This window comes from Streptosporangium sp. H13245 (genome assembly GCF_055690525.1).
The window spans coordinates 88483-99484 of record NZ_JBSZKT010000020.1; the positions used below are offsets into that span (position 1 = coordinate 88483).

Sequence of the window (11002 nt, forward strand, 5' to 3'; positions counted from 1 at the left end):
GGGGGCGCGCGGTAAGCGGGGATGAGTGGTATCGGGCACGATAGGGTTTTGCCAATCCGCCCGACCATGGCCGGGGTCACCTATGAACCTATGAGGGGAGCGGGTCCGCACATGCTTACCGCAGGAGAGGTCGCGGGGCTGATCGCCGCGATGGCCTGGGCGATCCTGGTCTCCTTCACGGCCGTCGTCATGGTCAGACTGGCCCGGCTGCTCACCGAGACCACCAAGATGGTCTCCCAGCTGGGCGACCGCGTCGTGCCGCTGCTGGAGGACGTCGCGGCCGCCGTCGGCGAGACCAACCGGCAGCTGGTCGCGATCGAGGCCATCACCAAGGACGTCAAGCAGGTCAGCGGGCATGTGGCCAGGGTCAGCGACGTCACCCAGAACCTGGTCACCGGGCCCATGATCAAGGTCGCGGCCCTCACCCACGGTGTCCGCAGGGCCCTGGGCTCCCGAGGGCGGGCCAGGCGCGCCGCGCCGGCGCTGGACAGGCGCACCCGATGATCCGCAGGCTGTTCTACATGGGCCTGGGCGCGTTCGGCGCGGTGTGGGCCATGCGTAGGCTTCAGGCACTGCACCCGAACCACCTGGCCAGAAGGGCCGTGCGCAACGCCGGTGGCGCCCTGGAACAGGCACGTGACCTGGCGGGGGAGGCCCTGCGGAGCGCGGCCGAGCGGGAAATCGAGTTGCGGTCCAGGTTCGGGCTCGACACCGTGGAAAACCCCTACCACCCCAACGTAAAGGATGGCCGCTGACATGGAGTCGGCAGAGATCGCCCGCCGCTTCCTGCGCTTCTTCGAGGAGCGAGGGCACACCGTCGTGCCCTCGGCCAGCCTCATCGCCGAGGATCCGACGCTGCTTCTGGTCAACGCGGGCATGGTCCCCTTCAAGCCCTTCTTCCTGGGCCAGCAGAAGCCGCCCTACAGGCGGGCGGCCAGCGCGCAGAAGGTCGTGCGGACCCTCGACATCGACGAGGTCGGCAAGACGACCAGGCACGCCAGCTTCTTCCAGATGCTCGGCAACTTCTCCTTCGGCGACTACTTCAAGGAGCAGGCGATCCCGTTCGCCTGGGAGCTGCTGACCAGGCCCGAGTCCGAGGGCGGGTTCGGCTTCCCCGAGGACCGCCTCTGGGCCACCGTCTACCTCGACGACGACGAGGCCGCCGACATCTGGCGCAGGGCCGGGGTGCCGCAGGAGCGCATCCAGCGCCGCGACCTGGCCGACAACTACTGGCACATGGGCGTGCCGGGCCCCGGCGGCCCGTGCAGCGAGATCTACTACGACCGCGGCCCCGAGTACGGGCGCGAGGGCGGCCCGGTCGTCGACGAGAACCGCTACCTGGAGGTGTGGAACAACGTCTTCATGCAGTACCAGCTCAGCGCGGTACGCAGCAAGATCGACTTCGACATCTCCGGTGAACTGCCCGCCAAGAGCGTCGACACGGGCATGGGCCTGGAGCGCATGGCGGCGATCCTGCAGGGCGTCGACAACATCTACGAGATCGACACCACGTACAAGATCCTCGACCGGGCCGCCGACCTCACCAAGACGCGCTACGGCCGCGACGACCGCGCCGACGTGTCGCTGCGGGTCGTCGCCGACCACGTCAGGACCGGCGTGATGCTCGTCGCCGACGGGGTGCTGCCCTCCAACGAGGGCCGGGGCTACGTGCTGCGCCGCATCCTGCGCCGCGCCATCCGCAACCTGCGCCTGCTCGGCGCGGGCGAGGAGCGCTACATGCACGAGCTCACCGCGGTGACCGTCGAGGTGATGGGCGAGCAGTACGCCGAGCTCAAGGCCGACGCCCCGCAGATCCACGGCGTCATCGATGCCGAGGAGGACTCCTTCCTGCGCACCCTCCGCACCGGCAGCGCGATCTTCGACGTGGCGGCCGAGGAGACCAAGCGCAAGGGGCGGGCCACGCTCGCCGCCGCTCAGGCCTTCCAGCTCCACGACACCTACGGCTTCCCGATCGACCTCACCCTGGAGATGGCCTCCGAGCAGGGGCTTCAGGTCGACGAGGAGGGCTTCCGCCGGTTGATGCAGGAGCAGAAGGACGCGGCCAAGGCCGACGCCGCCTCCAAGAAGACCGGCAACGCCGACATCTCGATCTTCGGCACGCTCCTGGAGAAGACCGGCAGGGTCGAGTTCCTCGGCTACGACCACGTGACGGCCGAGGCCGAGGTCGTCGGCCTCCTCGTCGACGGCGCCTCCGTCCCTGCCGCGGGCGCGGGCACGCCGGTCGAGGTCGTGCTGGGCCGCACCCCCTTCTACGCCGAGGGCGGCGGCCAGCTGTCCGACCAGGGCGTCATCCGCACCGGCGGGGCCGAGGTGGAGATCGTGGACGTGCAGTCCCCGGTCTCCGGCGTCGTCGTGCACCGGGGCAAGGTCCGCTCCGGAGAGATCCGGGTGGGCGACCAGGCCCAGGCGGAGATCGACGTCGAGCGGCGCCGGGCCATCTCCCGCAGCCACACCGCCACCCACCTGGTGCACCGGGGCTTCCGCAACGCGCTGGGCGAGACCGCGGCGCAGGCCGGTTCGGAGAACTCCCCGGGCCGCTTCCGCTTCGACTTCACCGCCGCGGGCGCCGTGCCGCCCAGCGTGCTGCGCGACGTCGAGGACGAGGTCAACGCGGTCCTCATCAACGACCTGCGGGTCAACGCCTTCCACACCTCCCAGGCGGAGGCCCGCGCGATGGGCGCGCTCGCCCTGTTCGGCGAGAAGTACGGCGACACCGTCCGCATCGTCGAGGTCGGCGAATACTCCCGCGAGCTCTGCGGCGGCACCCACGTCGCCAGCTCCGGGCAGCTGGGCCTGGTCAAGGTGCTGGGCGAGGCCTCGATCGGCGCGGGCGTGCGCCGGGTGGAGGCCCTGGTCGGTCTCGACGCGTTCCGCTTCCTGGCCAGGGAGAGCGTGCTCGTCGCCCAGCTGTCGGAGCAGCTCAAGGCCCGCAGGGAGGAGCTGCCCGAGCGCGTCGAGGGCATCGTCACCCGGCTGCGCGCCGCGGAGAAGGAGCTGGGCGCGCTGCGTTCGGCCCAGGTGCTCGCCGGTGCGGGGCAGATGGCGGAAGGCGCCGTCGACCTGCACGGAGTGTCCGTCGTGACGCACCGCGCGCCTGATGGCACCTCCCCCGACGACCTGCGTAAGCTCGCGCTTGACGTGCGCGGCCGGTTCCCGGGCGATCGCGCCGCGGTGGTCGTCGTCGCCGGTGTCCCCGGTGACCGGCCGGTCGTGGTGGCCGCGGTCAACGAGGCGGGGCGCGGCCGGGGCCTGAAGGCGGGCCGCCTGGTCGGCGTCGCCGCGAAGGCACTCGGAGGTGGCGGTGGCGGCAAGGACGACGTCGCTCAGGGAGGCGGTGTGCGTCCCGAGGCGATCGGCGAGGCGCTCGCCGCCGTCGAGCAGGCGATCGCGCAGACGCTCACCTGACGGAAGACGACGTCCTCGCGCCGTGTCCGGCACCGGGGTGGAGACGGGAACGATGAGAAACGGCATTCGGCTGGGCGTCGACGTCGGCTCGGTCCGCATCGGCGTGGCACGCAGCGACCCCTCGGGGTTGCTGGCCACGCCGGTGGAGACCGTCCGGCGCGGGAAGGGCGACCTCGACCGGCTCGCGGAGATCGCGGCCGAGTACGAGATCGTCGAGGTGGTGGTCGGCCTGCCGACCTCGCTCTCCGGACGCGAGGGGCAGGCGGCGGAGGCCGCACGCGACTTCGCGAACCGGATCTCGCTGCGGCTGGCGCCCGTCCCGGTGCGGCTGTTTGACGAGCGGCTGACCACCGTCACCGCCCAGCAGGGCCTGCGGGCCAGCGGGGTGAAGGCGAAGAACCAGCGCGGTGTGGTGGACCAGGCGGCCGCCATCGTGCTGCTCCAGGCCGCGCTGGACGCCGAACGCGCCACCGGCAGGCCCCCCGGCGTCCCCGCCGGGCCTCCCCCGGGCGAGGGGCCGGGCGGCGGGATCGTTCGGTGAGCCGTCTGCGGCCGTTATGGCTGCTGGTGGCCGGGACGTCCGTGCTCGCCGTCGCCACGGGGACGGCCGGGTTCGTGGTGGTCCGCTCCTATCTCGTGCCCGCCGACTTCGAGGGGCCGGGCTCGGGAGCGGTCGTCGTCGAGATTCCCCGGGGGGCGAGCGCCGCCCGGATCGGGCTGGTGCTGGCCGACGCCGGGGTGGTGGCCAGTGCCGGGGCGTTCGTCGCGGCGGCGAAGGAGCAGGCCAGGACGGGCAGCCTGCGTCCCGGCCGCTTCAGGCTCCGCAGGGGCATGGACGCCCTGTCGGCGCTCGGCATGCTGGTGGCGCCCGGGTCGCGGGTGGTCCGTACGGTCACCGTTCCCGAGGGGCTCCGCCTGCCCGAGCTGCTCGACCGGCTCGCCGAGGAGAGCGGCATGCGCCGGGCCGACCTGGCCAGGGCCGTGGCCGACGGGCGGGCGCTGGGCCTGCCCCGGTACGCCGGGAGTGCCGAGGGCTTCCTGTTCCCCGCCACCTACGAGATCGAGCCCGCCGCGACCGCTCAGGGCGTGCTCGCCGCGATGGTGGAACGTTACAAACAGGTGGCCGCCCAGCTAAGACTGAGGGAACGCGCGGCGAAGAAAGGGTTGTCGCCCTTGGAGGCCGTCACGGTGGCGAGCATCGTCCAGGCGGAGGGCGGACGGGATCCGGACTACCCGAAGATCGCTAGAGTGATCTACAACCGGATCAGGGCCCGGACACCGCTCCAGCTGGACACCACGGTGCTCTACGCGCAGAGGCGCAGGACCCTGGAGGTTTCGGTGCGGGACACCGAGGTGAGGTCTCCCTACAACACCTATCTCAAACCCGGCCTGCCACCAGGACCCATCGCGAACCCCGGGGAGAAGGCATTGATCGCGGCACTCCAGCCAGATCAAGGTGATTGGTTCTGGTTTGTTACTACCAATCCGGAGCATAGAATCACGAAATTCACTGACAAAGAGAGTGAGTTTGTGAGATACCGGGAAGAGCTGAACAAACACCTCGGGAAGCGTTGATGCCCGGCGGAATACCCCCCGTTCCGCCGCAGGCGGCGACCCGCACCCGCGGCCCAGACGACGGCTCCCGGAACACCGGGACGTCTGGCCGGGTGCCCTCCTTCGGTTCGGCACACCCGCTTGACGCCAGGCCGTCTCTAGCGGGAGATTGGCCAGCGACGCTATGAACGATCTCGATATGGACTTCCTGGTCGGTTCCGACGACGAAGGTCGGTCGCGCCGAGGATCCAACACGTCCCCAGGCCGCGACTCCGGCGGACGGCGCGGCCGCCGCAGGAAGCGCCGCCGCAACCGGGGCGGCTTCGTCGCCCCCATGCTCGCGATCATCATCCTGCTCGGCGGCATCGGCGCCGCCGGCTTCTACGGCTACACCTGGGTCCGCGACGTGATGACCCCCGACGACTACACCGGCCGGGGGTCCGGCGAGGTCGTCGTGGAGATCAAGGACGGCCAGAGCGCCTCCGACATCGCGCAGACCCTGCAGGAGCAGGACGTGGTGAAGAGCGTCAAGGCCTTCGTCAACGCCGTCGGCGCGGCGGGCAAGAGCGCCTCCCTGCAGCCGGGCGAGTACACCATGCGCAAGCAGATGGCGGCCGCGGAGGCCGTCAAGCTCCTCGACCCGGAGAAGCGGCTGCGGGAGAAGGTCACCCTCAAGGAGGGGCTGCGCCTGGTCGACACCCTCAAGCAGCTCTCCAAGGAGACGGGCAAGCCGCTGCGGGAGTTCCAGCAGGCCGCCAGGAACGTCCGCGAGCTCGGCCTGCCCCCGTACGCCAGGGGCAAGCTGGAGGGCTACGCCTTCCCGGCCACCTACGAGATCACGCCCAGGATGACGGCCTCGGAGATCCTCACCAAGATGGTCGACCGCTTCAACCAGACGGCCGACAAGGACGACCTCCAGGGCAAGTCGAAGGCCCTCGGGCACACGCCGCACGAGATCATGACGATCGCCAGCATCGTCCAGGCCGAGTCGGGCACCAAGGAGGACATGGGCAAGGTGGCCCGCGTCATCTACAACCGGCTCGACCGCGACCCGCCTCTCGAACTGGCGATGGACAGCACGGTGATGTACGCGTTGAACAAGTACGGCATCGAGGCCTCCCACAAGGACCTGGAGAGCAAGTCGCCCTACAACACCTACGAGCACACCGGCCTGCCCCCCGGCCCGATCGCCAACCCGGGCGACGACGCCATCCAGGCGGCGCTCAACCCCACCAAGGGCGACTGGCTCTTCTTCGTGACCACCTGCCCGGCGAAGCGCCTCACCAAGTTCGCCACGCTGGAGTCCGACTTCGCCGCGCTCAAGCAGGAGTACGAGAGGAACAAGGTGAACGGGTGCTGAGGGCGGCGGTCCTGGGCTCGCCGATCGTCCACTCGCTCTCCCCGCACCTGCACCGCGCCGCCCACCAGGGCATGGGACTGCTCGACTGGCGCTACGAGGCGATCGAGTGCGACGAGGCCGCTCTCCCCGGCCTCCTCGCCGGGCTGGACGGCGACTGGGCGGGGCTCTCGCTCACGATGCCGCTCAAGCGGGCCGTGCTGCCGCTGCTCGACACCGTCTCCGAGCTCGCGGTCCAGGTGGGCGGGGCCAACACGGTGATCCTGCGCGACGGCGCCCGGCACGGGCACAACACCGACGTGTACGGCATCGTCCAGGCGCTCGCCGAGGCGGGCGTGGCCCCGCCCCGGGCGGCGACCGTCCTCGGCGGCGGCGCGACGGCGGCCTCCGCGCTGGCCGCCCTGCGCGAGCTGGGCCTCGGCGAGGCGATCCTCGTGGTCCGCGACCCCGCCAGGGCGGGGGAGACCGTGGAGGTCGCCGAGCGGCTGGGCATGGACCTGTCGGTGCGGACCCTCGACAAGGTCGACACCGCGCTGGAGGTCGACCTGGTCGTCTCGACCCTGCCCTCCGGCGCGGCCGACGGCCTCGCCGGGACGCTGGCGGGCGTGCCCGCCCTCTTCGACGTGGTCTACGCGCCCTGGCCCACCCGGCTCGCCGCGGCCGTGGCCGGGCGGGGCGGGATCGTCGTCGGCGGCTTCCCGATGCTCCTGCACCAGGCGGTCCGGCAGGTCGAGATGATGACCGGCCGCGCGGACGTGCCGGTGGAGGCGATGCGCGAGGCGGGAAAGGCCGAGATCGTCAGGCGTGCCGCCCCGGCGGGATGATTCTGCGTGAGCGGGCTGTTGTGGTAGAGTAACGACTCGATCGGTCCGGCGTGCCTGCTGGACGCGCAAGCGGAGGTCGTCCTCCCACCTCGTCGGCCGCAAGGCTGACAGGTCAGGATCACAACCGGGGTGAACCCCCGGGGAGCTTACGGCGTGAAGCCTTCGAGTTCATGTGGCCCCGCATGCGTGACGTGCGGGGCATCTTGCGTTCGAGCGCCCTCAACAGGGTGTGCGTTCTACGACCTCCCGGCACGATCGAGCATGTTGCGGCCCCCTCCCGGATGGCCGCGGATCGCAACCTAGGAGGCCCCATCAGCGCCGAGCCCCGCATCAATGACCGCATTCGCGTGCCCGAGGTCCGCCTCGTCGGCCCGAACGGCGAGCAGGTGGGCATCGTCTCCATCGGCGATGCCTTGAAGCTGGCTCAAGAGTCCGATCTCGACCTGGTCGAGGTCGCGGCGACGGCCCGCCCGCCCGTGTGCAAGCTCATGGACTACGGCAAGTTCAAGTACGAGTCCGCGATGAAGGCACGTGAGGCGCGCCGTAACCAGGCGTACACCATCATCAAGGAGATCAAGCTTCGGCCGAAGATCGACCCGCACGACTACGAGACCAAGAAGGGTCACGTGGTGCGGTTCCTCAAGGCCGGCGACAAGGTCAAGGTCACCATCATGTTCCGCGGGCGGGAGCAGTCCCGTCCCGAGCTGGGCTTCCGGCTCCTGCAGCGGCTGGCGGAGGACGTGACGGAGCTCGGCTTCGTCGAGTCCCAGCCCAAGCAGGACGGTCGAAACATGATCATGGTGATCGGCCCGCACAAGAAGAAGGCCGAGGCCAAGGCAGAGAAGGCCGCGGCCAAGGCACGGCATGACGAGAACCCTTCGGGTGACGGGTCACCGGCCACCGACGAGACGCGCGTCAACGACGAGGTGTCCGTCAGCGGAGCGGTGGCGGCTCCGCAGGAGTAACTCGCATAGCCTGGATCGTCAGGTAGTCGCGAGATCAGTCCGAGACCGGGTCCGGTCTCGTAGTCAGGCACGCCCTTGACTTGGGTTACCGGCCCGGGACATCGGCACGATCGAGGGAGAGACGGCTGAGATGCCGAAGATGAAGACGCACAGCGGTGCGAAGAAGCGGTTCAGGCTCACGGGTTCCGGCAAGCTTGTGCGCCGTCGCGCCAACCGTGCGCACTACAACGAGCACAAGCCGTCCACCTTGACGCGTCGTCTCAAGCCCGAGGTCGTGCTCTCCGACGCCGACTCCAAGAAGATCAAGAAGCTGCTCGCTAAGTAACCGCCCCCGGGGAGATAGATACACATGGCACGCGTGAAGCGGGCGATCAACGCCAAGAAGAAGCGCAAGGTCGTTCTCGAGCGGGCGAAGGGCTACCGGGGTCAGCGATCCAGGCTGTACCGCAAGGCCAAGGAGCAGATGCTCCACTCGATGACGTACGCCTACCGCGACCGCAAGGACCGCAAGGGCACCTTCCGTCGTCTCTGGATCCAGCGCATCAACGCCGCTGCCCGCCAGAACGGCATCACCTACAACAGGCTCATCCAGGGTCTGCGGCTCGCCTCCATCGAGGTCGACCGTAAGATCCTCGCCGACCTCGCGGTCAACGACGCCGCCACGTTCGCGACGCTGGTGGAGGCCGCCAAGAAGGCGCTTCCGGCCGACGTGAACGCGCCGGTCGCCGGCTGAGCGAGGCACTGACGACCATGCGGCCCGCAGCGATGACGCTGCGGGCCGCATTCGCATTCTTGGGGGACGGGCATGGCCGGGTCTGAGCTGACCAACATCAAGTCACCGCGGGTCAAGGCCGCGCGGAGACTGACGAAACGGGCCTTCAGGGACCGCGACCGTTCCTTCCTGGCGGAGGGGCCGCAGGCGGTCCGCGAGGCGCTGGCGCTGGATGGGGTCGTGGTGGAGCTGTTCGCCACGGCCGAGGCCGAGCTGCGTCACGCCGACGTCGTCACCGCCGCCACCGCCGCCGGGGTGCCCCTGCACCGGGCCAGCGGCGAGGTGATGGCCGAGCTGGCCCAGACCGTCACCCCCCAGGGGCTGCTGGCCGTGTGCCGCTTCGTGCACGTGCCCCTGGACGCCTCCGTCGTCCCCGGCTCCACGCTGGTGGCGGTGCTGGCCCACGTCCGCGACCCCGGCAACGCGGGCACCGTGCTGCGTACGGCCGACGCCGCGGGAGCCGACTCCGTCGTCTTCACCGACGCCTCGGTCGACCCCTACAACGGCAAGTGCGTGCGGGCCAGCGCCGGCAGCCTGTTCCACCTCCCGGTCACCACGGGCGTCCCGGTGGCGCGGGCCGTGGATCACCTGAAGGGGGCCGGGCTGCGGGTGCTCGCCGCCGACGGGGCGGGCAAGCAGACCCTGGACGACGTGGACCTGTCCGGCCCGACGGCCTGGATCTTCGGCAACGAGGCGTGGGGGCTTCCGGAGGAGATCCTGAAGCTGGCCGACGAGGTCGTCCGGGTCCCCATCTACGGACGGGCCGAGAGCCTGAACCTCGCGACCGCCGCAGCGGTCTGTCTGTACGCATCTGCCCGATCTCAGCGCACCGATCCCAGCCCCAGGTGAGGCACCCTGGCCGGCGAGGCTGCCGTACGGTGTGGGAAACCCGCTATTGTCGGCCATGTAGCGTCGAGGAGGCGGGGTCGTGCACGGCGAACACACCGGCGAGCGGAGCACCGATGCCGCTTCTGTGATCGACGTCGACGAGCTTCCCGACGGTCTCGTGGTGACCGGCGGTGACGGCCACGTGCTGACCGTCAACCGGGCCGCGGCCAGGCTGACCGGCGTCACCCGCGAGCGGGCCGTGGGACGGCACCTGCGCGACGTGTTCTCCTTCCGTGACCACGACGGGCGCGACTGGTGGAAGTGGCTCGACACCTACGGCGGCCTGTCCAGCCGCGCCCGCCAGCCCGAGCTGCCGCTGCGCACCCCCGGCGGCCAGGAGCTGCTGGTGGCCGCCCGGCTGGTGCGCGAGCCCCGGCGCGGGGGAGAGGTCGTCCGGGTGGTCATCACGCTGCGTGACGCCGGGGCCCGCGCCCGCCTGGAGCGCAGCCGCGCCGACCTGGTCTCCACCGTCGCCCACGAGCTCCGCTCCCCGCTGACCAGCGTCAAGGGGTTCACCGCGACCCTGCTGGCCAAGTGGACCCGCTTCACCGACGACCAGAAGCTCGTCATGCTGGAGACCGTCAACGCCGACGCCGACCGGGTGACCCGGCTGATCACCGAGCTGCTCGACGTCTCGCGCATCGAGTCGGGACGGCTGGAGATCCACCGCCAGGTGGTCGACGTCCCGGCCAGGATCTCCAGGATCATCGCGGGCCGGGTGGCGGCGGGCGAGCCGGAGGACCGCTTCGTGCTCCAGGTGCGCGGCGAGCTGCCCGAGACCTGGCTCGACCAGGACAAGATCGACCAGGTGCTCGCCAACCTGATGGAAAACGCGGTGCGTCACGGGCGCGGTACGGTGACAATAGTCGTCGAGCCGAGCGAATGGGGAGTCGCCGTGTCCGTCCGCGACCAGGGGGAGGGCATCCCGCCCGAGCTGGTCACGCGCGTGTTCCGGCAGTTCTGGCGGGGTAACGCCCGCCGCCGTGGCGGCACCGGGCTCGGCCTGTTCATCGTCAAGGGGCTGATCGAGGCGCACGGCGGCACCATCTCCGTGCAGCGCGGGCCCGAGGGCGGCGCCGAGTTTCGATTTATGGTGCCCACCGGCACCCCCGACTTCGCCTGATCGCGAATGTCGGCCCGGTGGGCTTACCCGACTAGACTCATGGCCGCTCAAGCCCTGGATTCGGAGCTCTCTCTTGTCAAACTACGACCCGGT

12 protein-coding genes are annotated in these 11002 nt (G+C 70.4%); all 12 read left to right on the plus strand.

Annotated elements, in window-relative coordinates; translation table 11 throughout:
• Window positions 1-111 precede the first annotated feature (111 nt).
• Window positions 112-504, plus strand: a complete 393-nt coding sequence (locus tag ACW9TB_RS25100) for a DUF948 domain-containing protein (protein WP_472750507.1) — start codon at window positions 112-114, stop codon at window positions 502-504.
• Window positions 501-755 carry a hypothetical protein gene (locus tag ACW9TB_RS25105; RefSeq protein ID WP_472750508.1) on the plus strand — a complete coding sequence of 85 codons (255 nt, stop codon included), beginning with the start codon at window positions 501-503 and terminating at the stop codon, window positions 753-755. Before ACW9TB_RS25100 ends, ACW9TB_RS25105 begins: the two co-directional genes overlap by 4 nt.
• Before the next feature lies 1 nt (window position 756).
• The gene (alaS, locus tag ACW9TB_RS25110) at window positions 757-3426 is read left to right on the plus strand and encodes an alanine--tRNA ligase (protein ID WP_472750509.1); all 2670 of its coding nucleotides are present in this window, start codon (window positions 757-759) and stop codon (window positions 3424-3426) included.
• Between the two features lie 52 nt (window positions 3427-3478).
• Window positions 3479-3967 carry a Holliday junction resolvase RuvX gene (ruvX, locus tag ACW9TB_RS25115; RefSeq protein ID WP_472750510.1) on the plus strand — a complete coding sequence of 163 codons (489 nt, stop codon included), beginning with the start codon at window positions 3479-3481 and terminating at the stop codon, window positions 3965-3967.
• Window positions 3964-5001, plus strand: a complete 1038-nt coding sequence (gene mltG, locus ACW9TB_RS25120) for an endolytic transglycosylase MltG (RefSeq protein WP_472750511.1) — start codon at window positions 3964-3966, stop codon at window positions 4999-5001. Before ruvX ends, mltG (ACW9TB_RS25120) begins: the two co-directional genes overlap by 4 nt.
• 163 nt (window positions 5002-5164) lie before the next feature.
• Window positions 5165-6340: an endolytic transglycosylase MltG gene (mltG, locus tag ACW9TB_RS25125; protein WP_472750512.1), complete on the plus strand. Its 1176-nt coding sequence runs from the start codon at window positions 5165-5167 to the stop codon at window positions 6338-6340.
• Window positions 6337-7161 carry a shikimate dehydrogenase gene (locus ACW9TB_RS25130; protein WP_472750529.1) on the plus strand — a complete coding sequence of 275 codons (825 nt, stop codon included), beginning with the start codon at window positions 6337-6339 and terminating at the stop codon, window positions 7159-7161. The genes mltG (ACW9TB_RS25125) and ACW9TB_RS25130 overlap by 4 nt, the downstream gene beginning before the upstream one ends.
• A 347-nt stretch (window positions 7162-7508) precedes the next feature.
• Complete coding sequence (infC, locus tag ACW9TB_RS25135; RefSeq protein WP_472750513.1) at window positions 7509-8126, plus strand: translation initiation factor IF-3; 618 nt, start codon at window positions 7509-7511, stop codon at window positions 8124-8126.
• Window positions 8127-8256: 130 nt separating this feature from the next.
• A complete protein-coding gene (gene rpmI, locus ACW9TB_RS25140; protein WP_030920046.1) occupies window positions 8257-8451 on the plus strand; it encodes a 50S ribosomal protein L35 in 195 nt (64 codons plus the stop codon).
• Window positions 8452-8475: 24 nt separating this feature from the next.
• On the plus strand, window positions 8476-8859 hold the full coding sequence (gene rplT, locus ACW9TB_RS25145) for a 50S ribosomal protein L20 (RefSeq protein WP_012892552.1): 384 nt from the start codon (window positions 8476-8478) through the stop codon (window positions 8857-8859).
• 72 nt (window positions 8860-8931) lie between these two features.
• Entirely contained in the window at window positions 8932-9747 is an 816-nt protein-coding gene (locus tag ACW9TB_RS25150) for a TrmH family RNA methyltransferase (RefSeq protein WP_472750514.1), read from the plus strand.
• Window positions 9748-9826: 79 nt separating this feature from the next.
• Window positions 9827-10909 carry a sensor histidine kinase gene (locus tag ACW9TB_RS25155; protein ID WP_472750515.1) on the plus strand — a complete coding sequence of 361 codons (1083 nt, stop codon included), beginning with the start codon at window positions 9827-9829 and terminating at the stop codon, window positions 10907-10909.
• Window positions 10910-11002 lie beyond the last annotated feature (93 nt).

Coding starts and splice junctions, on each gene's coding strand:
- ACW9TB_RS25150 (WP_472750514.1), top strand. CDS start 8,932: ATGGCCGGGTCTGAGCTGACCAACATCAAGTCACCGCGGGTCAAGGCC.
- rplT (WP_012892552.1), top strand. CDS start 8,476: ATGGCACGCGTGAAGCGGGCGATCAACGCCAAGAAGAAGCGCAAGGTC.
- mltG (WP_472750512.1), top strand. CDS start 5,165: ATGAACGATCTCGATATGGACTTCCTGGTCGGTTCCGACGACGAAGGT.
- ACW9TB_RS25105 (WP_472750508.1), top strand. CDS start 501: ATGATCCGCAGGCTGTTCTACATGGGCCTGGGCGCGTTCGGCGCGGTG.
- ruvX (WP_472750510.1), top strand. CDS start 3,479: ATGAGAAACGGCATTCGGCTGGGCGTCGACGTCGGCTCGGTCCGCATC.
- alaS (WP_472750509.1), top strand. CDS start 757: ATGGAGTCGGCAGAGATCGCCCGCCGCTTCCTGCGCTTCTTCGAGGAG.
- ACW9TB_RS25100 (WP_472750507.1), top strand. CDS start 112: ATGCTTACCGCAGGAGAGGTCGCGGGGCTGATCGCCGCGATGGCCTGG.
- rpmI (WP_030920046.1), top strand. CDS start 8,257: ATGCCGAAGATGAAGACGCACAGCGGTGCGAAGAAGCGGTTCAGGCTC.